The organism is Nocardioides sp. BP30, assembly GCF_029873215.1.
Taxonomy (GTDB): Bacteria; Actinomycetota; Actinomycetes; order Propionibacteriales; family Nocardioidaceae; genus Nocardioides.
The window spans coordinates 1,312,586-1,335,867 of the sequence record NZ_CP123620.1; the positions used below are offsets into that span (position 1 = coordinate 1,312,586).

The 23,282-nt window shown below is 70.7% G+C and carries 24 protein-coding genes; 9 read left to right on the forward strand and 15 right to left on the reverse strand.

Annotated features, from left to right (window positions below):
* Positions 1-55 precede the first annotated feature (55 nt).
* From P5P86_RS06100 to P5P86_RS06110, 3 genes are read left to right on the forward strand one after another with little or no spacing between them, the layout of a single operon-like run.
* Positions 56-643: a carboxymuconolactone decarboxylase family protein gene (locus tag P5P86_RS06100; RefSeq protein WP_280610411.1), complete on the forward strand. Its 588-nt coding sequence runs from the start codon at positions 56-58 to the stop codon at positions 641-643.
* Positions 640-1,545 carry an RNA polymerase sigma-70 factor gene (locus tag P5P86_RS06105; RefSeq protein ID WP_280610412.1) on the forward strand — a complete coding sequence of 302 codons (906 nt, stop codon included), beginning with the start codon at positions 640-642 and terminating at the stop codon, positions 1,543-1,545. Before P5P86_RS06100 ends, P5P86_RS06105 begins: the two co-directional genes overlap by 4 nt.
* 27 nt (positions 1,546-1,572) lie before the next feature.
* The gene (locus P5P86_RS06110) at positions 1,573-2,667 is read left to right on the forward strand and encodes an FAD-dependent oxidoreductase (protein WP_280610413.1); all 1,095 of its coding nucleotides are present in this window, start codon (positions 1,573-1,575) and stop codon (positions 2,665-2,667) included.
* A 66-nt stretch (positions 2,668-2,733) separates the two neighbouring features.
* Here the strand turns inward: P5P86_RS06110 and P5P86_RS06115 are convergent, their stop codons facing one another.
* From P5P86_RS06115 to P5P86_RS06130, 4 genes are read right to left on the reverse strand one after another with little or no spacing between them, the layout of a single operon-like run.
* Positions 2,734-3,978: an ABC transporter ATP-binding protein gene (locus P5P86_RS06115; protein WP_280610414.1), complete on the reverse strand. Its 1,245-nt coding sequence runs from the start codon at positions 3,976-3,978 to the stop codon at positions 2,734-2,736.
* Positions 3,979-3,982: 4 nt separating this feature from the next.
* Positions 3,983-4,822, reverse strand: a complete 840-nt coding sequence (locus tag P5P86_RS06120) for a carbohydrate ABC transporter permease (RefSeq protein WP_280610415.1) — start codon at positions 4,820-4,822, stop codon at positions 3,983-3,985.
* A complete protein-coding gene (locus tag P5P86_RS06125) occupies positions 4,822-5,775 on the reverse strand; it encodes a carbohydrate ABC transporter permease (protein ID WP_280610416.1) in 954 nt (317 codons plus the stop codon). The genes P5P86_RS06120 and P5P86_RS06125 overlap by 1 nt, the downstream gene beginning before the upstream one ends.
* Positions 5,772-7,037, reverse strand: a complete 1,266-nt coding sequence (locus P5P86_RS06130) for an extracellular solute-binding protein (protein ID WP_280610417.1) — start codon at positions 7,035-7,037, stop codon at positions 5,772-5,774. The genes P5P86_RS06125 and P5P86_RS06130 overlap by 4 nt, the downstream gene beginning before the upstream one ends.
* Positions 7,038-7,253: 216 nt before the next feature.
* Between P5P86_RS06130 and P5P86_RS06135 the strand changes: the two genes are divergently transcribed.
* Positions 7,254-8,336, forward strand: coding sequence for an ABC transporter ATP-binding protein (locus tag P5P86_RS06135; RefSeq protein WP_280610418.1), 1,083 nt, complete (start codon positions 7,254-7,256; stop codon positions 8,334-8,336).
* Between the two features lie 183 nt (positions 8,337-8,519).
* Complete coding sequence (locus P5P86_RS06140; protein ID WP_280610419.1) at positions 8,520-9,422, forward strand: type IV toxin-antitoxin system AbiEi family antitoxin; 903 nt, start codon at positions 8,520-8,522, stop codon at positions 9,420-9,422.
* Between the two features lie 57 nt (positions 9,423-9,479).
* Here P5P86_RS06140 and glpX read toward each other — a convergent pair whose 3' ends face one another.
* Together glpX and P5P86_RS06150 are read right to left on the reverse strand one after the other, a co-directional pair.
* A complete protein-coding gene (glpX, locus tag P5P86_RS06145) occupies positions 9,480-10,517 on the reverse strand; it encodes a class II fructose-bisphosphatase (RefSeq protein WP_280610420.1) in 1,038 nt (345 codons plus the stop codon).
* Positions 10,518-10,625: 108 nt separating this feature from the next.
* Positions 10,626-11,861 carry an SLC13 family permease gene (locus P5P86_RS06150; RefSeq protein WP_280610421.1) on the reverse strand — a complete coding sequence of 412 codons (1,236 nt, stop codon included), beginning with the start codon at positions 11,859-11,861 and terminating at the stop codon, positions 10,626-10,628.
* Between the two features lie 68 nt (positions 11,862-11,929).
* On the opposite strand from P5P86_RS06150, the gene P5P86_RS06155 reads away from it, so the two are divergent.
* Positions 11,930-12,547 carry a DUF4245 family protein gene (locus tag P5P86_RS06155; protein WP_280610422.1) on the forward strand — a complete coding sequence of 206 codons (618 nt, stop codon included), beginning with the start codon at positions 11,930-11,932 and terminating at the stop codon, positions 12,545-12,547.
* Positions 12,548-12,560: 13 nt separating this feature from the next.
* Here P5P86_RS06155 and P5P86_RS06160 read toward each other — a convergent pair whose 3' ends face one another.
* The 3 genes from P5P86_RS06160 to P5P86_RS06170 are packed head-to-tail and all read right to left on the reverse strand — an operon-like array spanning position 12,561 to position 15,221.
* Complete coding sequence (locus tag P5P86_RS06160; protein WP_280610423.1) at positions 12,561-12,770, reverse strand: exodeoxyribonuclease VII small subunit; 210 nt, start codon at positions 12,768-12,770, stop codon at positions 12,561-12,563.
* The gene (xseA, locus tag P5P86_RS06165; RefSeq protein WP_280610424.1) at positions 12,757-14,016 is read right to left on the reverse strand and encodes an exodeoxyribonuclease VII large subunit; all 1,260 of its coding nucleotides are present in this window, start codon (positions 14,014-14,016) and stop codon (positions 12,757-12,759) included. The genes P5P86_RS06160 and xseA overlap by 14 nt, the downstream gene beginning before the upstream one ends.
* On the reverse strand, positions 14,016-15,221 hold the full coding sequence (locus P5P86_RS06170; protein WP_280610425.1) for a DUF8462 domain-containing protein: 1,206 nt from the start codon (positions 15,219-15,221) through the stop codon (positions 14,016-14,018). Before P5P86_RS06170 ends, xseA begins: the two co-directional genes overlap by 1 nt.
* A gap of 134 nt (positions 15,222-15,355) precedes the next feature.
* Here P5P86_RS06170 and P5P86_RS06175 point away from each other — a divergent pair, with 134 nt between their 5' ends.
* The gene (locus P5P86_RS06175) at positions 15,356-16,348 is read left to right on the forward strand and encodes a 4-hydroxy-3-methylbut-2-enyl diphosphate reductase (RefSeq protein ID WP_280610426.1); all 993 of its coding nucleotides are present in this window, start codon (positions 15,356-15,358) and stop codon (positions 16,346-16,348) included.
* A 17-nt stretch (positions 16,349-16,365) separates the two neighbouring features.
* The gene (locus tag P5P86_RS06180) at positions 16,366-16,989 is read left to right on the forward strand and encodes an L-threonylcarbamoyladenylate synthase (RefSeq protein WP_280610427.1); all 624 of its coding nucleotides are present in this window, start codon (positions 16,366-16,368) and stop codon (positions 16,987-16,989) included.
* Here P5P86_RS06180 and P5P86_RS06185 read toward each other — a convergent pair.
* From P5P86_RS06185 to P5P86_RS06205, 5 genes are all read right to left on the reverse strand, one after another.
* Positions 16,916-17,389, reverse strand: coding sequence for a DUF6542 domain-containing protein (locus P5P86_RS06185; protein WP_280610428.1), 474 nt, complete (start codon positions 17,387-17,389; stop codon positions 16,916-16,918). The two genes, P5P86_RS06180 and P5P86_RS06185, sit on opposite strands and share 74 nt — an antisense overlap.
* 10 nt (positions 17,390-17,399) lie before the next feature.
* Complete coding sequence (locus P5P86_RS06190; protein WP_280610430.1) at positions 17,400-18,428, reverse strand: DNA recombination protein RmuC; 1,029 nt, start codon at positions 18,426-18,428, stop codon at positions 17,400-17,402.
* A gap of 162 nt (positions 18,429-18,590) precedes the next feature.
* Positions 18,591-19,028: a GNAT family N-acetyltransferase gene (locus tag P5P86_RS06195; RefSeq protein WP_280610431.1), complete on the reverse strand. Its 438-nt coding sequence runs from the start codon at positions 19,026-19,028 to the stop codon at positions 18,591-18,593.
* Positions 19,029-19,046: 18 nt separating this feature from the next.
* Positions 19,047-19,835 carry an exodeoxyribonuclease III gene (locus P5P86_RS06200; RefSeq protein ID WP_280610432.1) on the reverse strand — a complete coding sequence of 263 codons (789 nt, stop codon included), beginning with the start codon at positions 19,833-19,835 and terminating at the stop codon, positions 19,047-19,049.
* 18 nt (positions 19,836-19,853) lie between these two features.
* A complete protein-coding gene (locus P5P86_RS06205; protein ID WP_280610433.1) occupies positions 19,854-20,255 on the reverse strand; it encodes a VOC family protein in 402 nt (133 codons plus the stop codon).
* A 79-nt stretch (positions 20,256-20,334) separates the two neighbouring features.
* Between P5P86_RS06205 and ychF the strand changes: the two genes are divergently transcribed.
* Positions 20,335-21,408 carry a redox-regulated ATPase YchF gene (ychF, locus tag P5P86_RS06210; protein WP_280610434.1) on the forward strand — a complete coding sequence of 358 codons (1,074 nt, stop codon included), beginning with the start codon at positions 20,335-20,337 and terminating at the stop codon, positions 21,406-21,408.
* Between the two features lie 39 nt (positions 21,409-21,447).
* On the opposite strand, the gene P5P86_RS06215 is transcribed toward ychF, so the two are convergent.
* Positions 21,448-23,112, reverse strand: coding sequence for an APC family permease (locus P5P86_RS06215; protein ID WP_280610435.1), 1,665 nt, complete (start codon positions 23,110-23,112; stop codon positions 21,448-21,450).
* Between the last annotated feature and the right edge of the window lie 170 nt (positions 23,113-23,282).

Consider the following 23,282-nt stretch of genomic DNA (forward strand, 5'->3'; position numbering starts at 1 on the left):
CGCAGCCGGTCGGTGTCTGGATGTCATCAGTCCCTCGACCGAAGGAGAAGACGACATGACCACGCGAGTCCCCGCCACCCGGATCACCGGACCGTACGGAGCGTTGGTGAAGGTGTTCGCCGGCCGGATGTTCGGCCGGGTGCCGGAGTCACTGGGTGTGATGTGGCACCACGTGCCGGCCCTGAAGGCGAGCATGGCCTACGGGCAGAAGCTGCAGAAGTGGCACGCGTGCGAGGAGCAGCTGAAGTCGTTCGCGCACATGGCGGTCGCCTCCTCCATCGGCTGCACCTGGTGCCTGGACTTCAACTACTTCCAGGCGAGCAACCGCGGTCTCGACATGGACAAGGCTCGGGAGGTCCCTCGCTGGCGCACGTCCACGGCGTTCAGCCCGCTCGAGCGTGAGGTGATGGCGTACGCCGAGGCGATGAGCCAGACGCCGCCGGCCGTGACGGACGAGATGGTCGCCGGCCTGCTCGACCGGCTGGGGCCGCCGGCACTGCTGGAGCTGACCGCCGTGATCGGCTTCGCCAACCTGACCACCCGCGGCAACGTCGCCCTCGGCATCGAGTCGGAGGGATTCGCCGCCGCCTGCGGCCTGAAGCCGCTGGCGCAGCGACCGGCCGGAGTAGCGTCCGAGGCATGAGCGACGACCCCTTCGTCGCCCACCGCGGCCTGTTGTTCACCGTCGCCTACGAGATGCTCGGGTCGGCTGCCGACGCCGAGGACGTGGTGCAGGAGACCTGGCTGCGGTGGGCCGCCAGGACCGAGCAGCGCGACCAGGATGAGGTGCACGATCCCCGCGCCTACCTGGTGCGCACGGTGACCCGGCAAGCGCTCAACCGGCTGCGCACGCTGGCCCGGCGCAGGGAGGAGTACGTCGGCGAGTGGCTCCCCGAACCGCTGCTCACCACGCCCGACGTGGCGGCCGACGTCGAGCTGGCCGAGAGCGTCTCGCTGGCGATGCTCACCGTGCTCGAGACGCTCACCCCCACCGAGCGCGCGGTCTTCGTGCTGCGCGAGGTCTTCGACGTTCCCTACGAGGAGATCGCCGCGGCCGTCGACAAGAGTCCCGCCGCGGTGCGCCAGATCGGTCATCGGGCGCGCTCGCACGTGGCGGCGCGCCGGCCGAGGGTGGCTGTCGACCGGCGCGAGCAGCGGGCGGTGCTGGAGCGGTTCCTCGTCGCACTCCAGGGCGGCGACGTGCAGGCGCTGATGGACGTGCTCGCGCCGGACGTGGTGCTGATCGCCGACGGCGGCGGGTTCGCCCAGGCCGCGCGCGTGCCGATCCGCGGAGCGATGAGGATCGCGACCTTCCTGCGCCACTTCCCCCGCTACGCCGCTGACACCCAGCTGCGGACGATCTGGATCAACGCCGCCCCGGCGCTGCGGATGGACGGTCCCGACCCGGTCGGCACCTCGACGATCAGCATGGTCGTCGAGGACGGCCGGATCACCCGGCTCTACGCGGTGCGCAACCCGCACAAGCTGGGCCGGATCGCCGAGGCGACGGATCTCACCCGCCGACCGGCGCCGGAGCGGGCATAGTCCGCCGCGCGGCGCCGTTCTGGCAGCGTGCACATCTACGACACGGTGGTGATCGGGGCCGGCCAGGCCGGGCTGTCGGCGTCGTACCACCTCGCGCGGCGGGGGATCGACCACGTCGTGCTCGACGCGGACGAGCGTCCGGGCGGTGCCTGGCGGCACCGCTGGGACTCGCTCACCATGGCCGACGTGCACGGTGTCGCCGACCTTCCCGACGCCCCGGCACCGGGCGGGTCCGGGGAGCGTGCCAACGTGGTGGTGCCGGCCTGGTTCGGCGACTACGAGGCGTCGCACGCGCTGCCCGTCGAGCGCCCGGTCCGGGTCGACCGGGTGACCAGCGAAGGGGAGCTTCTGGTGGTGCACGCGGGGACGCGCAGCTGGCGCGCTCCCTCGATCGTGAACGCGACCGGCACCTGGACGCGCCCGTTCGTGCCCTACTATCCGGGCGCCGACACGTTCCGCGGGGAGCAGCTGCACACCGTCGACTACCCGGGTCCCGACCACTTCCGCGGCAAGCGGGTGCTGGTGGTGGGCGGCGGCGCCTCGGCCGTGCAGTTCCTCGGCGAGCTGGCGCCGATCACCGAGACGCTGTGGGTGACGCGGCGCGAGCCGGTCTGGAACACCGGTGGCTTCGACGGTCGCGCGGCCGTCGGCCGGGTGCTCGACCGGGTCCGGGAGGGCAGGCCGCCGGCGAGCGTGGTGAGCGTGACGGGACTGGCGCTGCGGCCCCAGGAGCGGCTCGCCGAGAGCCTGGGCGCCTACCGGCGGCGGCCGATGTTCACCCGGATCGAGCCGCACGGGGTGCGCTGGGCCGACCCCGCGCCGGCCTGGGGAGCGTCGTTCGAACGCGTGGACGTGATCGTGTGGGCCACGGGCTTCCGGCCCGCGGTCGACCACCTGGCGCCGCTGCACCTGCGCACGCCGTACGGCGGGATCGCGCTGCTGGCCGGCACCTCGGACGTGCAGACAGCCGTCACCGCTGCCGCCGATCCGCGCGTGCAACTGGTCGGCTACGGACCCTCGGCCAGCACGATCGGCGCCAGCCGTGCGGGCCGGGCTGCCGCGCTCGCCGTACGGCGCCTCCTCGCCGAGCCGGCGCCGGTCCGCGCCGAAGCCGCCGGCTGACGACCGCCGCCCCGCCGTCCCGCCGCGACGGGACGCGATCGGACGGCCGAGGCGGCCTCAGGCGGCTCAGGCGTCCGGCGTGGTGCCAGCGGCCGGACCCGGTGCCCCGGCCAGCGCGTCCTCCCGCTCCGGGATCCGGCCGGCGCGATCGAGGTCGACGGTCAGGTTCTCGGTCGTCTTCGGGTCGAAGAGGTGCACCTTCGCCGAGTCCATCCAGATCGTGACCTTGTCGCCCTCGCGCACCTGGCTGGAGCCGTCGAGGGTGATCACCAGCTGGGTCCTGACTACCTCGCCGTCCAGCTCCTGCTCGAGCTGGGTGAGCTGGCTCTGCACCTCCGGCGGCGCCTCGAACGGGATGTAGGCGTAGGTCTCGTTGCCCAGCCACTCCACCACGTCGACGGTCGCCTCGAAGGTGTTCGCGTCGGAGACGTCGCGCGCGTGCGGCGCCGAGGCCTCGGCGAAGCTCTCCGGCCGGATGCCCGCGATCAGCAGCCCCGAACCGGCCACCCGCTCGGCCTTCTCGGCCGGGATCTCGACCTCGCCGAAGGGCAGCTTGAGGGTGGTGCCCTCGACGGTGGCGGGCATGAAGTTCATCGGCGGGGAGCCGATGAAGCCGGCCACGAACAGGTTGGCCGGGTTGTCGTAGAGCTCGCGCGGGGTGGCCAGCTGCTGCAGGATGCCGCGCTTGAGCACCGCCACCCGATCGCCCAGCGTCATCGCCTCGATCTGATCGTGGGTGACGTAGACGGTGGTGATGCCGAGCCGCTTCTGCAGCCGGGAGATCTCGGTGCGCATCTGGCCGCGCAGCTTGGCGTCGAGGTTCGACAGCGGCTCGTCGAAGAGGAAGGCGTCGGCGTTGCGGACGATCGCGCGGCCCATCGCCACCCGCTGGCGCTGGCCGCCGGAGAGGTTGGCCGGCTTGCGCTCCAGGTGCTCGTTGAGCTCGAGCGTCTCGGCAGCAGCCCGGACCTTCTCGTCGACCTCCTTGTCCGAGGCACCGGCCAGCCGCAGTGGGAAGGCGATGTTCTCGAAGACCGTCAGGTGCGGGTAGAGCGCGTAGTTCTGGAACACCATCGCCAGGTTGCGATCGCGCGGGGCGAGGTCGTTGACCCGCCGGTCGCCGATGAGCATGTCGCCGGAGGTGATGTCCTCCAGCCCGACGATCATCCGCAGCAGGGTCGACTTCCCGCAGCCGGAGGGCCCGACCAGGATCATGAACTCCCCGTCGGCGACGTCGATGCTGACGTCGTTGACCGCCGGGAAGCCGTCGCCGTACTTCTTGACGATGTGGTTCATGGTGATGGACGCCATGGGGTCACCCCTTCACTGCGCCGGAGGTCAGGCCGGCGACGATCTTGCGCTGGAAGAGCAGGACGATGATCACGATCGGGATCGTGACGATCACCGACGCCGTGGCGAGTTGGCCGTACGGCGGGTTGAACGGGTCGCCGCCGACGAAGAAGGACATCTGCGCCGGGACGGTGCGGGCCGAGGTGGTGGAGGTCAGCGAGATCGCCAGGGCGAACTCGTTCCACGCGAAGAAGAAGGTGAGGATCGCGGCGGTGAAGACCCCCGGCGCGGCCAGCGGGACGATCACCTTGCGGAACGCCTGCCAGGGCGTGGCGCCGTCCACCTGGGCGGCCTGCTCCATCTCCCACGGGATCTCGCGGAAGAACGCCGACAGCGTCCAGATCGCCAGCGGGAGGGTGAAGGTCATGTAGGGGATGATCAGGCCGGGCCAGGTGTTGAACAGGTGGAACGTGCGCCACATGTCGAACAGCGGGCTGATCAGCGAGACCACCGGGAACATCGCGATGGCCAGCGCCAGCGAGAGCACCAGCCGCTTGCCCCTGAAGTCCAGCCGGGCGATCGCGTACGCCGCCAGCGTCGCGAAGATCACCGACAGCACGGTGGCGATGATCGCGATGCCGAAGGAGTTGCGCAGCGCGTAGAGGAAGTCGCTGTTGTTGAGGATGTCGCGGTAGTTCTGGATGGTCCAGTGCTTGGGCAGGAACTGCGGGCTGCCGGAGTTGGTCTCGTCCTGCGACTTGAACGACAGCGACAGGATCCAGGCGACCGGCAGCAGGCACCACACCATGATCACCACGAATCCGACGCCGGTGCCGAAGAGCGTCTTGCGCGTCGTGCGGGCCATCAGCCCTCCCCTCGGGCCCGGGCCAGGTCGACCCGGAACAGCTTGACGATGCCGAAGGCGAGCAGCAGCACTGTCAGGAACAGCAGCACCGAGAGCGCCGATCCCAGTCCGAGCTGGAACTGCTCGATCACCTGTCTGTAGGTGAGGAACGAGGACGACTCGGTGTTCTGCGCACCGCGGGTCATCACGTAGATGTTGTCGAAGATCCGGAACGCGTCCAGCGCGCGGAAGAGCACCGCGACCATGATCGCCGCCCGCATGTTCGGCAGGATCACCTTCCACAGTCGCTGCCACCAGGTCGCGCCGTCGACCTGGGCGGCCTCGATCATGTCCTCGGAGACCTGGGAGAGGCCGGCGAGCAGCAGCAGCGACATGAACGGCGTCGTCTTCCAGATCTCCGAGACGATGATGGCGAACATCGCCGGCCAGTGGTGGCCGAACCAGTTCGTCGCGTCCGCGCCGGTCTGGATGCCGGGCAGCCAGGCGAACCAGCTGTTGACGAAGCCGTTGTTGAGGCTGAAGGCGAACTGCCAGGCGAAGGCCGAGACCACCGTGATGATGCCGTAGGGGATCAGGATCGAGGTCCTGATGATGCCCCTCGCGAAGATCACCCGGTGCATCACCATCGCGAAGACGAAGCCGACGACGAGCTCGACGGCGACGCTGACCAGCATGATCACCACGGTGTTGAACGTGTCGCGCCAGAACAGCGAGTCGGTCAGGATCGTGCCGTAGTTGCGCAGCCCCACGAACGCCCGGTCGTCGGGGGTGGTGAGCCGGTAGCGGTAGAGCGAGAGGTAGAGCGCCTGGATCATCGGCCAGGCGGTCACCACGAGCATCACGATGACGGCCGGCGCGACCAGCTTGAGCCCGAGCCGGTTCTCGGCGACCGCCCGGTCGGTGGCGGCCGGCCGCTCGCGGCGGGTCGCGGCGGTGGCGACGGTGGTGGTCACAGCAGGCTCCTTCCGTGCAGAACGTCACTGATGAACGCCGCGGAGGCGGCCGGCGTGCCCTGGTTCACCGATGCCGGCGGGTGCCAGGTGGACTGCAGGGCGCCGGAGATGTCGCTCCAGTACGGCGTGGCGGGCCGCGGGCCGGCGTCGGTGACGCTCTGCTGGAACAGCTTGAGCAGGTCGGCGGGGTAGGCCTTCTGCAGCGCGGGGTAGGCGTAGCCGGCGGCGCTGGCGGGCATGTTGCCCTCGGCCACGGCGTACTTGCCCTGACTGGTCGGGGAGGTGAGGCACTTCACCGCCGCCATGTCGAGGGCGACGTGGTGGGAGTACTTGCTGACGCCGATGCCGATGCCGCCGTACGGCGGGCGCGACGTCTTGCCCGCGACCGTCTCGGGGTAGCGGGCGTAGCCGAGGTCGTCGCCCATCGCCTTGCTGTGCGCGCTGTAGATGTAGGTCCAGTTCGTCAGGAAGCCGCCGCTGGCCGAGGCGAAGGTCGACTCCGACTGGCCCTCCTGGGCGATCGAGAGGTCCGGTGGCGTCGCGGCGCTGTGGGCGAGCTTCTGGACCACGGCCGCGGCGGCGCGGCCGGCGGCGGAGTCGATGTCGATCTTCGCGTCCACGCCCTTGGTGAGGTCGCTGACGATCTCACCGCCGGCCCCCATCACGAGCGCGTTGATCAGGACGACGTAGCCCTCGTACTTGTTCGCCTGGACGGCCACCTTCGTGCCCGTCTTCGCGGCGGCGTCGATGATCTGCGCCCAGGTGACGGGCTGGCTCATGTCCAGCCCGGCCTTCTGGGCGACCGACTTGTGGTACCAGAGCACCTGGGTGTTGGACCAGAACGGCGCCACCGCCAGCTTGCCGTTCCAGCTCGAGGCGTCGACCGCGCCCTTGAACGACTGGGCCTTCAGGCTGGCCTGCAGGGCGGCGGGGATGGTCGCCAGGTAGCCGGCGTTGGCCAGCTCGGCGGTGTAGGCCGGGTCGAGGCTCATCAGGTCGATGGAGCTGTCGTGGGCGTTGAGCCGTCGGGCGAGCTGGACCCGCTGCTGGGTGGCGTCCTGGGGAAGCGTCTGCGTGGTGATCGTGTAGCGCGAGGTGCTGCAGGCCTTGGCCAGCGCCGCCTGCCCCCCGTTGTCCGGGTTGGTGTACCAGATGATCTCCGGCTTGCTGCCGCTCGCTGCGCTGCAGGCCGCCAGCGTGGTCGACGCCAGCGCGGCGGCCAGGCCGACAGCGAGCCCTCGTGTTCGTCGCGGTCCCCTCATCGCCCCGCTCCTTCCCCGATGTCGCGCCGTCGGCGACAGTGACCCATGTCACAGGTGTAAACCCTGAGGCCGCTGACGTCCAGTGTTGAAACTGTTCCCGGTTGAGACGCCGGCATGCCTATGGGGGCATGCCGTACAGTGATCCGCGCCACAGCTGTGGCATCACTTCACAACGGATCGTCCGGCACGTACCTGCCGGTGAAGGAGCAACTCAACATGGCATCGGTGACCTTCCAGAAGGCCCAGCGCTGGTATCCGGGGGCGGACAGCCCCGCGGTGCCCGGCATCGACCTCGAGATCCGCGACGGCGAGTTCATGGTGCTCGTCGGCCCCTCCGGATGCGGCAAGTCGACCACCCTGCGCATGCTCGCGGGGCTCGAGGAGGTGACCTCCGGCAGCATCTTGATCGGCGACCGCGACGTCACCACCATGCCGCCCAAGGACCGCGACATCGCGATGGTCTTCCAGAACTACGCGCTCTACCCGCACATGTCGGTGGCCGAGAACATGGCGTTCTCGCTCAAGATGGCGAAGGTCGACCCGGCCGAGCGCAAGCGCCGCGTCGACGAGGCGGCCCGGATCCTGGGCCTGACCGAGTACCTCGAGCGCAAGCCCAAGGCGCTCTCCGGCGGCCAGCGCCAGCGCGTCGCGATGGGCCGCGCGATCGTGCGTCAGCCGCAGGTCTTCTGCATGGACGAGCCGCTGTCGAACCTCGACGCCAAGATGCGCGTGCAGACCCGTACCGACATCGCCAAGCTGCAGGCCGACCTCGGCACCACCACCGTCTACGTCACCCACGACCAGGTGGAGGCGATGACGATGGGCGACCGGGTCGCGGTGATGAACAAGGGTGAGATCCAGCAGGTCGACACCCCGCTGAACCTCTACTCGCGCCCGGTCAACCTCTTCGTGGCCGGCTTCATCGGCTCCCCGCAGATGAACCTCATCGAGGCCAAGGCCGACAACGGTGCGGCCAAGATCGGCGGCTACCTGGTGCCGGTCGACCCGACCGCCGCGAACAAGATGACCGGCAACATCACCGTGGGCGTCCGGCCGGAGGCATGGCGTCTCGTCGGTGCCGAGGACGGCGGCCTGCCGATCTCGGTGACGGTCGTCGAGGAGCTCGGCTCGGACTCGTTCGTCTACGGATCCTGCGACGTGGAGGGCACGCCCTCGACGGTCATCGTCCGGGTCAGTGCCAAGGACAAGGTGAGCAAGGGCGACACCATCCACGTCACCACCGACCCCGGCGACGTGCACGTGTTCGACACCGAGAGCGGGCTGCGCCTCTCCGAGTAGGTCGACCCGTCACCTGGTGACACGCGAGACGTCGGAGAATGGCGTTCGAGTAGTCAGCGGGTGACCGACGGATCGGCCCTGAAAGGGGCAGAAACCGTCCACAGGTACGCCGAGCGGCGCCGTTGTCCACAGCCTCAGCGATGAGCCTGGAGGGCAGCGGCGCCTTTCGTCATCGTGGCGGGCATGACCCTCGAGACGATCACCGTGGCGGACCTGGAGCGGCTCGGCATCGCCCGGCACACCTTCTACCGTCGCGCTCGCGCCGGCGACTACCGCCAGGTCCTCACAGGCGTCTGGGTCGAGCGCGACCAGCCGGTCGACCTGCAGGTGCGTGCCGCAGCGCTGGCCAGGGTCGTCGGGCCCGGTCAGGTGGTGGTCGATCGGAGTGCGGCGTGGCTGCACGGCATCGACGTCTTCGAGTACGCCGAGCCCGGCGGCGTACCGATGCTGGAGACGTGTGCCCGGCCGGGTCGCACCCGCAGCCGCCGCAGGGAGCTGGAGGGTGGCATCAGGGACCTGGCCGAGGAGGATGTCGAGCGGGTCGAGGGCGTGGCGGTCACCACGCCGCTGCGCACGGCCGCGGATCTCGGAGCAAGGCTGCGCCGGCGCGAGGCCTACGCCGCCCTCAACGAGTTCGGCCGGCTGCACGGGGTCGGCAAGCAGGACCTGCGCACGCTCGTCCGCCGGTTCCGGCGCCGGCGCGGCGTCGTGCAGTTGCGCGAGCTGATCGAGCTGATCGAGCCGCGCGTCGAATCCCCGCGGGAGAGCTGGGTGCTGCTCACCCTGATCGACGCGGGACTGCCGATGCCGGAGCCGCAGTGGTGGATCGACGTCGACGGCGTCCCGACCTACCGGCTCGACTTCGCCTGGCCCTCGCGCCGGGTCTGCGTGGAGTACGACGGGCAGGAGGCACACGGCACCGCGGAGCACAGACGCGCCGACGAGGTACGTCGCGCCTGGCTGCGCGAGCACGGCTGGACCGTGATCGTGGTGCGGCTCGGCGACTTCAGCCCGGACCGGGTCGACTCATGGACGGACGAGCTGCGTCGTGCGCTGCGGCCGACGTACGACAACCGCCGGTGGTGACGCCTCGACTGTCACGCGGTGACGCCTCGACTGTCACGCGGTGACGCCTCGGGGGGGTCAGCCGGCGAAGTTGATCGCCGAGTAGGCCTGCAACTTGGAGAGCTGGTGCTCGGAGGTGATCTTGCGGATCGTGCCGGAGCGCGAGCGCATCACCAGCGAGTCCGTGACCACCGCACCGCCGGGCAGGAACCGGACGCCCTGCATGAGGTCGCCGTCGGTGATGCCCGTGGCCACGAAGAAGCAGTCGTCGCCGGTGACCAGGTCGTCGGTGTGGAGCACGTTGTCGGGGTCGAGGTTGTGCCCGGCGTCCAGCGCCCTCTGCCGCTCCTCGTCGTCCTTGGGCCACAGCCGACCCTGGATCGTGCCGCCGATCGCCTTCATCGCGCAGGCCGCCACGATGCCCTCCGGCGTACCGCCGATGCCCAGCAGGAGGTCGGCGCCCGAGCCGCTGCGGGCAGCCGAGATGGCGCCGGCGACGTCGCCGTCGGTGATGAACTTGATCCGGGCGCCGGCGGTGCGGATCTGCTCGACCAGGCCGGCGTGCCGGGGACGGTCCAGCACGATCACGGTGATGTCGGAGGGCTTGGTGCCCTTCGCCTTGGCGACCTGGTGGATGTTCTCGGCGACGGGGAGGCGGATGTCGACGACGTCGGCCGCCTCGGGGCCGGTGACGAGCTTCTCCATGTAGAACACCGCCGAGGGGTCGTACATGGCGCCCCGGGGCGCTGCGGCCAGCACCGAGACGGCGTTGCTCATCCCCTTCGCGGTCAGGGTAGTGCCGTCGATCGGGTCCACGGCGACGTCGACCTCGGGGCCGGTGCCGTCACCGACGCTCTCGCCGTTGTAGAGCATCGGGGCGTTGTCCTTCTCGCCCTCGCCGATCACGACGGTGCCGTTCATCGAGACGGTCGAGATCATCACCCGCATCGCGTTGACAGCCACCCCGTCGGCGCCGTTCTTATCGCCCCGGCCCACCCACCGGGCGGCGCTCATCGCCGCCGCCTCGGTTACCCGGACCAGCTCGAGCGCCAGGTTGCGGTCGGGTGCCTGCGGCGCGACGTCGAGGGGCTCGGGCAGGTGGGAGGAGTCGCTCATGAGGCGACTGTATCGGCCTTGAGCGGGGCTGCCGGGGTCTGCTCAGTTTGATCGATCCAGCCGGACGGCGCAGCTCCGGAGCGACGCGGGAGCGATGCGGGAAGCGGCTCAGGTGAGGGTCAGGGCCGCGACGGCGGCCACCAGGGCCACCGGCGTGAGCGTCAGCGAGACGAGGTGGAAGCGGCCGTTGCCAGGCGTGATGCCGTCGCGGGCCAGGGTGCGCCGCCACAGCAGGTTGGCCAGGCTGCCGGTCCAGGTCAGGCCGGCCCCGATGGTCAGCCCGAGCAGCGCCGCCAGGACGGCCGTGTCGCCGAGGGGCGCCAGTACGGGGACGATCAGCAGGGTCGCCGAGAGGTTGGCCAGCAGTGCGCTGGCGAGGGTTCCGATCACGGCGATGAGCAGCAGGTCGGCGAAGCCGGTGCCGTCGGGCAGCAGCCGGCCGACCAGATCCCCGAGGAAGTCGGCCGACAGCCCCGCGACCACCACCCCGAGCGCGAGCACCCACAGCGCGAACGACGGGTTGGCGGCGCGGACGGCGTCGGCGGGGGAGAGGATGCCGCGTCGTACGCCCCAGCCGAGCAGGATCGCCGCCGCGATCGCCGCCGGCACCCACGGGTCGACGCCGAACGGGCTCAACGCGCCGAAGGCGATCAGCATCACTGTCACCACGGCAGCGGGGAGCCGCCAGCCTCGTCCGTCGGCTGCCGCGACGGGAGTGGCGGCGGGAGTGGCGGGAGTGGCGGGAGCGCGCAGCTCGCCGGCGAAGAGCAGCCGCAGGCCGACGTACTCCACGACCAGCGTGGCCACCAACGGCAGCGCCATCCGTACGGCGAAGCCGCCGAAGGTCAGCGAGAGGTAGGGCAGCGCCAGCAGGTTGGTCAGGTTGGCGACCGGCAGCAGCAGCGAGCCGGAGTTCGCCAGCCGCAGGCACGCGTAGGCCCCCGGGCGCCCTGAGGCGCCGAGACCCCGGGCCGCCCCGATGACGACAGGGGTCAGGAGTACGACGGTGGCGTCCAGGCTGAGCACCGTGGTGACGAGCGCGGCCAGGACGAACACGCCGCCGAAGAGCCGCTGCGGGCTGTGCCGCGACCGGCGGCGGACCAGCTCGGCGGCCGCGGCGAACAGTCCCGCTCGCGCGCACACCTCGGAGACCACCAGGATCGCCACCAGGAAGCCGACCACCGGTGCGAGCGGCCGGATGGCGTCCCCGGCCGCGTGCAGGCCCAGATAGCCGGTGACGAGGGTGAGCGCCACCGCCGCCACCGCTACCAGCGCCTCCGTGCGCGGCCGTGGATGACGGTGGGCCGTCACCAGCAGCGCCAGCAGGCAGACGACCCCGATCACGGGTGACACCCTAGGGGTCGGGGGCCCGCGGTTCGGCGCCGCCTGGGAGCACCTGAGACGATGGTGCCGTGAGTGAGCAGGGCGCCCGTCGGTATCCGCGGACCTTCCACGGTCTGATCGTCTCGATGGTCGTGCTGGTCATCGTCGTGGTCGTCTACTGGGCGCTGAACAACGTCACCCACGACACCCCGAACGAGGGCGGCAGTGCGGTCGACTACCGATCCGCGGTGCACGACGTGCAGGCCGCCGGCGCACCGTTGAAGGTGGTCTACCCGACGTCGCTGCCGCAGGGCTGGAAGGCGACCAGTGCCGACTACGCTCCGCCGAGCGGTCCTGGCACCGGGCCGACCTGGGGTCTGGGCGTGGTGACCGACCACGACTCGTTCGTCGGGCTGCGGCTGGAGGCGACCCCACTGACCGCGCTGGTGGCCACCTACATCGACAAGAACGCCTCCAGCGACGGTCAGAAGACCCTGCACACCGCGCTCGGCGATGCCTGGTCGACGTTCTCCGACGCGGGCGGGGACACCGGCTATGCGATGCAGCTCGGCGATGACGTGCTGCTGGTCTACGGCTCGGCGGACAAGGCGGACTTCACCACCTTCATGCAGTCGCTGACCCAGGCGGAGCTCCCCGGCGTCTCCAGCCCTGCCAGCCCTGCTGGTTCGGTCAGCCCGCTGGGCTGATCGACCGCCGGCGTCAGCCCTGCGCCTCGGCGGTGGTCCGCAGCCGCTCCCGGGCCCCCTCGAGCCACTCCTGGCAGACGCCGGCGAGCAGCTCGCCACGCTCCCACAGGGCAAGGGACTCCTCCAGCGTCGTGCCGCCGGCCTCGAGCCGCCGTACGACGTCGATCAGCTCCTCGCGAGCCTCCTCGTAGCTGGGCTTGGGCTGCTCGTCACTCGTGGCCATCGTGGCCCTCCTCGGTGCTGTCGATCGGGTCGGTCTCGATGTCGCCGACGGTGGCATGGATCCGGCCGTCGGTCAGGCGGATGCTGAGCGAGGTTCCGGAGGTGACGGCGCCCACGCCCGCGAGCACGTGGCCGTCGGCGTCCTGCACGACGGCATAGCCGCGGCGCAGCGTCTCCAGCGGGCTGAGCGCACGGGCACGCGCACGCTGGTGGGCGATGTCGTCGCCGGCCCGGTCGAGCTGGTGGGTCAGCGAGCGGCGGGCGCGCTCGCGCAGCTGGGCGACCTCGTCGATCCGGCTGGTCACCAGGCTGGTCGGGTCGGCCAGGGCGGGACGGGAGCGCAGCGAGGCGAGGAGGTTCTGCTCGCGCTGCAGCCACTGCGCGAGCGTGCCGCGCAGGCGATCGCGCGCGGCGTCGACCAGCCGGAGCTCCTCGGCGACGTCGGGCACGACCAGCTTGGCGGCGTCGGTCGGGGTCGAGGCACGGACGTCGGCCACCAGGTCCAGCAGGGGCGAGTCCGGCTCGTGACCGATGGCGGACACGACCGGGGTGGTGGCGGCGTGCACCGCCCGCAGCAGCGCCTCGTCGGAGAACGGCAGGAGATCCTCGACCGACCCGCCGCCGCGGGCGATCACGATCACCTCGACCTCGGGGTGCTTGTCGAGCCGCTGGAGGGCGCCGATGACCTCCTCGGCGCTGCGCGGGCCCTGCATCGCGGCGTAGGCCACCTCGAAACGGACCGCGGGCCAGCGCCGGCGGGCGTTCTCCAGGACGTCGCGCTCGGCCGCCGAGTTGGGCGCGGTGACCAGCCCGACAGCTCCGGGCAGGAACGGCAGCCGGCGCTTCAGCTCGGCCGCGAAGAGCCCTTCGGCGGCGAGCAGCTGGCGGCGCCGCTCGAGCCGGGCGAGCAGCTCACCGAGGCCGACCATCCGGATGTCGCGGACCTGGAGCGAGAGGGAGCCGCGGTTGGCGTAGTAGGAGGGCTTGCCGTGGACGACGACGCTCGCCCCCTCGACCAGAGGGGGGTTGAGACCGTCGAAGAGGGTGCGGCTGCAGGTCGCCGGCACCGAGATGTCGGCGACGGTGTCGCGCAGCGTCATGAAGACGGTCTGCATGCCCGGACGTCGGTTGATCTGGGCGATCTGGCCCTCCACCCACACCGCGCCGAGCCGGTCCACCCAGCCGGCGATCGCGGTGGCGATCTGCCGCACCGGTGCCGGCGACTCGAGCGAGGTCTCCAGTGCCATCAGTGCTCCCTGGTGCTGGTGGTCTGGGCGAGGACGAAGCGTTCGAATCCCGGGATCGTGAAGCGGAGCCGGCCGTAGCCCGCCTCCTCCACGATCCCCTTGACGATCAGGTTGCGCCGCACCATGCTCAGCGACTCGGTGCTGGTGGCGAGCATCGCCGCGATCTCGCCGCGCCGTACGACCGGCTGCTGGACGCGAGCCATCGCCGACAGGAACGCCCGCTCCGCCGCGGTCGCCACCGCCCACCGGGCCTCGAAGATCGAGGCGAGCGCGCTGCGGGCGGCGTGCGAGCCTGCCTGCACGGCAGCGAGGTCCAGCTCCGAGCCCCGCTCCGGCGCGGCGGCGTCCCAGGTGGCGGCACCCAGGATCTGGAGCGACTGCGGGTAGCCCCGCGCGGTCCGCACGACCTCGGTGACGGCCTCGGCGGACCAGGTGACGTCGAGCGCCGCGGCCGGCTCGGTGAGCAGGCGTGCCGCATCGGTGTCGTCGAACTCTCCCAGGACGAGCTCGTGGCTGCGCTCGCCGAAGGTGGCGGCGCGGGTCAGCAGGCTCTTGGTCTGCGGCAGGCCGGCGCCGATGACGCCGACGGGGAGCCCGGCGCGCTCCCCGGCGAGGTTCTGTACGGCGTTGAGCAGCACGCCGCCGTGCAGCAGCGCCTGCTGCTCGGGCGCGTACTCCCACTCCCGGGTCGACTCCAGCGGCGCGTGCAGCTCGTCGATCATCACGATCAGGCCGCTGCCCCCGCGCTCGCGCACCAGCCGCCCGGCTCGGCCGAGCAGGTCTTCCAGCGGGCCGACCAGCGCCGTCGGCTGGGCGACCGGGCCGGCCTCCAGGCGTGCGCGGACCTTGGCGAAGCCAGCGCTCACCTCGACGGTCAGGTCCTTGATCCGCCTCGAGCCCGAGGAGCCGATCCCGGCCCGCTCGAGGCTGCGCTCGACCCGGTCGACGACCTCGGCCAGGAACGGGTGCTGCTTGACGCACGAGACCCAGGCGATGACGAAGCCGTCCTCCTCGGCCTGGCCGGCGACGTCGCGCAACAGCGAGGTCTTGCCGACGCCTCTCGGACCGGTGACGATGGTCAGCGGGCCCATCATCTCGCCGTACGCGGCGACCCTGGCCAGCTTGTCGCGGAGCAGCTGTCGCTCGGTGGCGCGGCCGACGAAGAAGCGAGGGCGGTCGCCGGGGGTGTAGGGGTTCGGCAGCACGGCACCTCCTCGGGTCGACGCAGGTCTTTATAGGTGGGCGGAGTTATAAGCGACTATAAGTCGCCGCACCCGCCCACCGTACGAGCCGGCACTGACAATCTCCTCAGGACCGCCGGGGGCCGTAGACTCGTCGCATGAGCATCGACCTCGGCACCCCGCGCATCATCTCCGAGGAGGAGAAGGCGGTGCTGCTGGCCTCTCCGCGCGGCTACTGCGCCGGGGTGGATCGGGCGGTGGTCACCGTCGAGCAGGCCCTGGAGCTGTACGGCGCTCCTGTCTACGTGCGCAAGGAGATCGTGCACAACAAGCACGTCGTCGGGGATCTGCGCGGGCGCGGTGCCATCTTCGTGGACGAGCTGGACGAGGTCCCCTCGGGTTCCACCGTGGTGTTCTCCGCCCACGGGGTGGCGCCGGCGGTACACGCCGACGCCGAGGTGCGCGGGCTGAAGACGATCGATGCCACCTGTCCGCTGGTGACCAAGGTGCACCTCGAGGCGAGGCGGTTCGCGGCGCAGGACTACGACATCCTGCTGATCGGGCACGCCGGCCACGAGGAGGTCGAGGGCACCATGGGCGAGGCGCCCGAGCGCACCCACCTGGTCCAGGGACCGACGGACGTCGCGCGTCTGGAGGTGCGCGACCCGGGCCGAGTCGTCTGGCTCTCCCAGACGACCCTGTCCGTGGACGAGACGATGGAGACGGTGGCGGCGCTGCGCGAGCGCTTCCCGGAGATGATCGACCCGCCCAGCGACGACATCTGCTACGCCACCCAGAACCGGCAGCTCGCGGTCAAGGACATCTCCGCGGGCACCGACCTGGTGATCGTGGTCGGCTCGGGCAACTCCTCGAACTCTGTCCGCCTCGTCGAGGTGGCGCTCGAGGCGGGCGCCCGCGACGCTCGCCGGGTCGACGACGCGAGCGAGCTGCAGGACGCCTGGTTCGAGGGCGTCGGCTCGGTGGCGGTGACCTCGGGTGCGAGCGTGCCCGAGAAGCTGGTGCAGGGAGTGCTGGCGGTCCTCGCCGAGAAGGGCTTCCCCTCGCCCCAGGTCGTGCACAGCGCGGAGGAGTCGCTGATCTTCGCGCTGCCCAAGGAGCTGCGGCGCGACCTCAAGGCCGCGGGCCGCTGAGCCCGGGCATCACGACGATGGCGCGCTACCTCGACGTCCACCCGGACAACCCCCAGCCGCGGTTGATCGGCCAGATCGTGCAGGCACTGCGCGACGACCAGCTGATCGCCTACCCGACCGACTCGGGCTACGCGCTCGGGTCACGGATCGGCAACAAGGACGGCCGGGATCGGATCCTGGCGATCCGCGGCCTCGACGATCGGCACCACTTCACCCTGGTCTGCCGCGACTTCTCCCAGCTGGGTCAGCTGGTGCACGTGGACAACAACGCCTTCCGCGCGGTGCGGGCCGCGACGCCCGGCCCGTTCACCTTCATCCTGCCGGCGACCCCGGAGGTGCCGCGGCGCCTGCTCCATCCCAAGAAGCGGACGGTCGGGGTGCGCATCCCCGATCACGTGGTGGTCCGGGCACTGCTCGAGGAGCTCGGGGAGCCGATCCTGTCCTCCACCCTGATCCTGCCCGGCGAGTCCGAGCCCCGGACCAACGGCTGGGACGTGAAGGAGGAGCTCGACCACCAGGTCGACATCGTCGTCGAGGCCGGCGACACCCCGGCCGAGCCGACGACCGTCATCGACTGGTCGGGTGATACGCCTGAGGTCGTGCGGGAGGGTGCGGGCGACTGGTCGCGCTTCCTCGGGTGATCGTGCCGCGCAGGAGCCTGTTGCGACGGATCACCAGGCAGGCAAGCGCCAGGGCGTAGCCGATGAAGAGCGCGATGCTGTGATGGCCGAGGGCGGAGATGAGCGCCTGGAGGAAGCCGTCCCCGTGGGCGGCGCCGATGCCGCTGCGGCTGCTGAGAGCGAACAGCCCGAAGATCCCGAGCATCAGCAACGGCGGCAGCACGCCGACGAAGAAGAAGTCACGGGGGTGGACCAACAGGGCGACGCCGGTGCAGATCAGCACGAAGCAGACGTCGAACAGCACCTCGACCCGGCCGGCCAGCAGGCTGTCGATCACGGCGACGGTGAGGGCGAGGGCGACCGCGAGCGCGACGACACGCCCGCCCGGCTCGTGGCCCTCGTCCCAGATCGTTCTGCTCACGCCCATCCTCCTATAGCGCCACGGTAGGGTCGTCGGCCTCGCTGTGCCCGGCGGCACGCCGGACGGCGTGCAGCGCGACCGGCTGCGGGGTCGGCAGCTCGTCGTCGGTGACGCCGAGGTCGCGGAACCGGCGAGCCGTGACCAGCACCCGGCTCTCCAGCGACCCGACGGCCTGGTTGTAGCGGGTGACGCTCGCGTTGAGCGAGCGACCCAGAGCGTCCAGATGACCGTCGAAGGTGGCGAGCCGCTGGTGCAGCTCGCGGCCGAGGCGGTGCACCTCGCGAGCCTCCTCGGCCAGGGTCTCGTGCACCCATCCGTGGGCGACGGTGCGCAGCAGCGCGATCAGCGTGGTCGGGGTGGCCAGCACGACCTGACGCGTCGCGGCGTACTCGATCAGGGAGGGGTCGGTCTCCAGCGCCGCCGCCAGGAACGACTCGGCCGGCATGAAGAGCACGACGAACTCGGGGCTCTCCGGGAGCGCACGCCAATAGGCCTTCGAGGAGAGCAGGTCGATATGGCCGCGCAGTTGCCGGGCGTGCCTGTCGAAGTGGTGGTGACGCTCGGCCGGATCGTCGGTGCTGGTGGCGTCGAGGTGTGCCTCGAGGGGCACCTTCGCGTCGACCACCACCTGGTGGCCGCCGGCCAGATGGACGACCAGGTCGGGGCGCAGCTGGCCGCTCTCGAGGCGGACCTGCTCGGTGAAGTCGCAGCGGTCCACCAGTCCCGCCAGCTCCACCGCGCGTCGCAGGTGCAGCTCACCCCAGCGGCCGCGCACCTGAGGGCGGCGCAGCGCGGTGGACAGTGAGCGGGTCTCGCGCTGCAACTGGTCGACCTGCGCGTGGAACTGCCCCTGCCACTGCGCGCGAGCGCGGTCGAGGTGGTGCATCTGGTCACTGAGCCGGTCCAGCCCCTGCATCAGCTCGGCCTGGTCGAGCATGCCCTCCAGGTGTGCCGGCCGCGATCGGATCCAGAACACGCCGATCACGGCGCCGAGCGCGAGGCCGACGACCAGGGCGAGGAAGAGCGCGAAGATCTCCATGGCCCGAGGGTGTCAGCGACCTCCGACAGTTTTCGTCGGGAGCTGGGGCGTGATCGAGCTTGGTGCCGGTTTTGACCCCCAGGGGTCAAAACCGCAGCTTGGGGGGCAATGCTTTGCCCGACAACGTTCGGTTTTGACCCCCAGGGGTCAAAACCGCACGCCTCAGCCCAGCGACTTCACCCAGCGCCGCCACTGCGGCTGCGGCGTGTAGCCGGCCGACCGCCAGAGGCTCTGCCCGAGGTCGTTGCCCTCCAGCACCATCGCATCGATCCGACCGGCGCCGAGGGCGCGGAACCGCTCCTCGGCGTCGGCGAGCAGCAGTCGCCCGACGCCCTGGCGCCGTACGTCGGGGTGCACGGCCAGCCGGTAGAGGTGGGCGCGCCAGCCGTCCCAGCCGGCGATCAGCGAGCCGACCAGCCGGCCGTCCCGCTCGGCGACGGTGCACGCATCGGGGTCGCGCCCCAGCAGCGCCTCGATCTTCTCCGCGGTGTCGGTGGGCCGGGAGTCATTCTCGGCCGCCACCTCCCACAGCGCCAGCAGCATCGGTACGTCGTCGCTCGTCGCCCGGCGTAACACCGTCACCACCTCGCTCGCCGTCACTTCGCCGTCTCTTCGCCGTCAATCGCCCAGGTCGACGACGACCGGAGCGTGGTCCGAGGGTGCCCCGCTGCCCTGCGCCGGGTCGCGTTCGTCGCGGTCGATGAAGGCGCCGCTCACCCGGGAGGCGAAGGACGGCGAGCCCAGGACGAAGTCGATCCGCAGGCCGCGGTTGCGCTCGAAGCGCTGCCGGTAGTAGTCCCAGTAGGTGTAGACCTCGGGGCCCGGCGCGTAGGGCCGCACCACGTCGCTGTAGTCGGCCTCGATCGCGAAGAACGCGGCCCGCTCCGCCGGCGTCAGGTGGGTGGAGTTCTTGAACTGCGAGGGGTCGAAGCAGTCCTCGTCATAGGGGCAGACGTTCCAGTCGCCGACCAGGGCGGTCGGCGTGTCCAGCCAGGCCTGCGACGCCTCCCGGAGCCGGGCGAGCCAGTCGAGCTTGTAGACGTAGTGCGGATCGTCGGGCTTGCGCCCGTTGGGGACGTAGAGCGACATCACCCGCACCCCGCCGCAGACCGCGGAGATGGCGCGGGCCTCGGCGTGCTCGGGGTCGCCGTACAGGGGCATGCCCTCGAACCCCACCTGGACGTCCTCCAGGCCGACGCGGGAGAAGATCGCCACGCCGTTCCACTGCGAGTGACCCACCGCCGCCATCTCGTAGCCGCGCAGCTCGAGCTCCATCGTCGGGATCTGGTCGACCTTGGCCTTGGTCTCCTGTACGGCGAGCACGTCGATCTCGTGCCGGTCGAGGAGGGCGTGCACGCGGTCGATCCGGGTGCGGATGGAGTTCACGTTCCAGGTGGCGATGCGCACCCGCGCAACCTACCCCGTTCAGCCGATCCGGAACGTCCGGGGCTCAGGCTCCCGCTCGGCATCGGAACGCACGATACAGAACTCGTTGCCCTCCGGGTCCGCGAGCACGACCCAGCCGCGGCCGTCCGCCTCGCGGTGGTCCGCGAGGAGCGTCGCTCCGAGCGCCAGGGCTCGCTCGACCTGCTCGTCGCGGCTCATGTCGGTGGGCGCGAGGTCGAGGTGGAGGCGATTCTTGGCGGACTTGCCCTCCGGCACCGGGATGAACAGCAGGTCGGTGCCCGCGTGGGGGAAGTGCGGCGCGACCAGCACCTCCGGGTCGTCGTCGTGGAAGACGTGCCAGTCGGTCAGGTTCGCCCAGAAGGCGGCGAGGGCGAGGGCGTCGGCACAGTCGAAGGTGATGGTGCGGATCGCGACGGTCATGGCACCAGCCAACACCAGGGCGGGACCGGCGTCACGCGAAATGAAGCCGACCGCGCCGGCGCCTCTAGACTCAACCCCCGTGGCTCTCACCATCGGCATCGTCGGTCTCCCGAACGCGGGCAAGTCGACGCTCTTCAACGCGCTGACCAAGAACAACGTCCTCGCGGCGAACTACCCGTTCGCGACGATCGAGCCGAACGTGGGCGTCGTCGGCGTACCGGACGAGCGGCTGGGCACGCTGGCCGAGCTGTTCGGCTCCGAGCGGGTGCTGCCCGCGACGGTGGAGTTCGTCGACATCGCCGGCATCGTCCGCGGCGCGTCGCAGGGGGAGGGGCTGGGCAACAAGTTCCTGGCGCACATCCGGGAGTCGGCCGCGATCTGCCAGGTCACTCGCGTCTTCCGCGACGACGACGTCACCCACGTCGACGGCGAGGTGAACCCCGGCAACGACATCTCCACCATCTCCACCGAGCTGGTCCTGGCCGACCTGGAGACCGTCGAGAAGGCGATCGTGCGGCTGGAGAAGGAGTCGCGCAAGAACAAGGAGCTGGTCGCGAACCTCGACGCGGCTCGCGCGGCCAAGGAGGCCCTCGAGGCCGGTACGCCGATCATCGCGACCTCGATCGACCGCGGCCTCCTGCGCGAGCTCTCGCTGCTGACGGCGAAGCCGTTCATCTACGTGTTCAACTGCGACACCGACGAGCTCGCCGACGAGGACCTGAAGCAGTCGATGCGCGAGCTCGTCGCCCCGGCCGAGGCCATCTTCCTCGACGCCAAGATCGAGTCCGAGCTGATCGAGATGACCGACGATGAGGCCGCCGAGATGCTCGCCGAGCTCGGCATCGGCGAGTCGGGCCTCAACCAGCTCGCCCGGGTCGGCTTCGACACCCTCGGCCTGCAGACCTACCTCACCGCCGGCCCGAAGGAGGCCCGCGCCTGGACCATCCGCAAGGGCGACACCGCCCCGGAGGCCGCCGGCGTGATCCACACCGACTTCCAGAAGGGCTTCATCAAGGCCGAGATCGTCTCCTTCTCCGACCTGGTGGCTGCCGGCTCGATGGTGAAGGCGCGCGAGCTCGGCAAGGTCCGGATGGAGGGCAAGGACTACGTGATGGCCGACGGTGACGTGGTGGAGTTCCGCTTCAACGTCTGACGCCAGACCGCAGCGCCGCTGCGCGTCCGCCGCCCTGGCTCAGCCGGCCGGCGCGGCGTCGACCGTCTCCTCGCTGACACCCGAGCGCAGCCGGTCGAGCAGCCGGGGGTGGCCGCGCAGATATCCCTCCCCGGCCCGGACGCCCCACCAGCAGGCCGCCAGCGCCCCGACGGCGACGGCGATCGAGTCCCAGGGCTGGGGCAGCCAACCGGCTCCGCCGTAGCTGCCGATCGCCGCGACGACGTAGACGAAGGCGATGTAGGCGACCAGCCAGATGCCACCGGCGAGGTCACCGGGGTCCCGCTCGCCGCGGGCGAAGCTGACGACGAACCAGACCAGTCCGACCGCCAGGGCGATGACCGTCTTCCACAGCGTGGACCAGGGCTGCCACAGGATCACCAGGGAGGCCACCACGAAGGCGGCCGGCGCGATGAAGGTCATGCCGCGCAGCCGGCTCGACGCTTCCCCGAGTCCGACGCGCCGGAACACCAGCAGCGAGACCGACCCGATCGAGAAGGTGAGCGCGACCAGGGCGCTGAGCACCTCGACGATGCTGTGCCAGCTCGGGAGCAGGATGATCGTGCCGGCTCCGAGGACGAAGTTCACCAGGAGCGCGACGACCGGTACGCCGGTCCGGTCGCTCACCCGCATCACGACACGGGGGAAGAAGCCGTTCTTGGCCAGGCCGAAGACGTTGCGGGCGTTGGCCGCGGTGAAGACGATGCCCGACCCGGACGGCGAGATCGAGGAGTCAGCGATGAGCAGCCAGGACAGCCAGGTGAAGCCGAGCATCTTGGCCAGGTCGGCGAAGGGCGAGTCCAGGTTGACGCCGTGCCACCCCGCCTTCGCGAGCTCGGAGGAGGGCAGCGCGCCGAGGTAGCCGACCTGCAGCCCGAGGTAGAGCACGATGCTGAAGCCGATCGTCACCACCATCGCGCGGGGGATGTCCCGGTGCGGGTTGCGGGCCTCGCCGGACAGCTCGATCACGTTGCGGAAGCCGGTGTAGGCGAAGATGAGGCCGCCCGACGCGATCGCCGAGAACGCCGCCGAGATGCCGTACGGCGCGAAGCCGTGGGCGCTGATGTTGTGCGAGATCCCGCCGGCCTTGTCGTTGGCTCCGAACCCGCTGGCGAGCAGCAGCACGATGGTGATGGTCGGGATGGCCAGCTTCACCGTCGTCACCACGTTGTTCGACGTGGCGAACCACTTGACGCCGAAGTAGTTGATGACGACGAAGGCCGCCATCAGCACCACCGCCACAGCGGTGCCGAGGGTGGTGAGGTCGCCGCTCGAGGCGTCGTACACCCCGTCCCACCACGAGGAGGCGTACTGCACGACGGCGGAGGCCTCGCTCGGCGGGTTCGCGACGTAGGAGAGCCACATCGCCCACCCGATGATGCTCGCCGCCAGCCGGCCGTTGGAGTAGAGCGGGTAGCGCACCAGGCCACCCGATTCAGGTCGCACCATGCCGAGCTCGGCGAAGACCAGCGCGATCATCAGCATCAGCGCGCCGGCGATCACCCACGCGATCAGGGCGGCGGGGCCGGCCTCCTGGGAGGCGTACATCGCCGAGAACAGCCACCCGGAGCCGATCACGCTGCCGATCCCGGCCGCGGCGAGGGACCAGAATCCCAGCTCCCGGCGTAGTTTGCGGTCCTCCCGGTCGGCCGCTCCCTGCCGGTTCAAGGCATCGCTCGCACCCATGTCGCCTCCTCGGTCGTGCTTGTCGTGACGCGCTACCCGATCGGTGGGCGCGGTAAACCGGCGCGGGCAGGAGCGCCCGCTCCAGCTCCGCCTCGAGCCGTGTAACGCTGGGGCGACCCTCGGCGCTGTCAGGTCCGGAGGTGCAACCGCATCCCGGAACCGCACAGAGG

Bases quoted from the DNA above. Each gene is read 5' to 3' on its own strand.
- P5P86_RS06100 (WP_280610411.1), top strand. From the start codon at position 56: ATGACCACGCGAGTCCCCGCCACCCGGATCACCGGACCGTACGGAGCG.
- P5P86_RS06105 (WP_280610412.1), top strand. From the start codon at position 640: ATGAGCGACGACCCCTTCGTCGCCCACCGCGGCCTGTTGTTCACCGTC.
- P5P86_RS06115 (WP_280610414.1), bottom strand. From the start codon at position 3,978: ATGGCGTCCATCACCATGAACCACATCGTCAAGAAGTACGGCGACGGC.
- P5P86_RS06120 (WP_280610415.1), bottom strand. From the start codon at position 4,822: ATGGCCCGCACGACGCGCAAGACGCTCTTCGGCACCGGCGTCGGATTC.
- P5P86_RS06130 (WP_280610417.1), bottom strand. From the start codon at position 7,037: ATGAGGGGACCGCGACGAACACGAGGGCTCGCTGTCGGCCTGGCCGCC.
- P5P86_RS06135 (WP_280610418.1), top strand. From the start codon at position 7,254: ATGGCATCGGTGACCTTCCAGAAGGCCCAGCGCTGGTATCCGGGGGCG.
- P5P86_RS06140 (WP_280610419.1), top strand. From the start codon at position 8,520: ATGACCCTCGAGACGATCACCGTGGCGGACCTGGAGCGGCTCGGCATC.
- glpX (WP_280610420.1), bottom strand. From the start codon at position 10,517: ATGAGCGACTCCTCCCACCTGCCCGAGCCCCTCGACGTCGCGCCGCAG.
- P5P86_RS06160 (WP_280610423.1), bottom strand. From the start codon at position 12,770: ATGGCCACGAGTGACGAGCAGCCCAAGCCCAGCTACGAGGAGGCTCGC.
- xseA (WP_280610424.1), bottom strand. From the start codon at position 14,016: ATGGCACTGGAGACCTCGCTCGAGTCGCCGGCACCGGTGCGGCAGATC.
- P5P86_RS06175 (WP_280610426.1), top strand. From the start codon at position 15,356: ATGAGCATCGACCTCGGCACCCCGCGCATCATCTCCGAGGAGGAGAAG.
- P5P86_RS06180 (WP_280610427.1), top strand. From the start codon at position 16,366: ATGGCGCGCTACCTCGACGTCCACCCGGACAACCCCCAGCCGCGGTTG.
- P5P86_RS06190 (WP_280610430.1), bottom strand. From the start codon at position 18,428: ATGGAGATCTTCGCGCTCTTCCTCGCCCTGGTCGTCGGCCTCGCGCTC.
- P5P86_RS06205 (WP_280610433.1), bottom strand. From the start codon at position 20,255: ATGACCGTCGCGATCCGCACCATCACCTTCGACTGTGCCGACGCCCTC.
- P5P86_RS06215 (WP_280610435.1), bottom strand. From the start codon at position 23,112: ATGGGTGCGAGCGATGCCTTGAACCGGCAGGGAGCGGCCGACCGGGAG.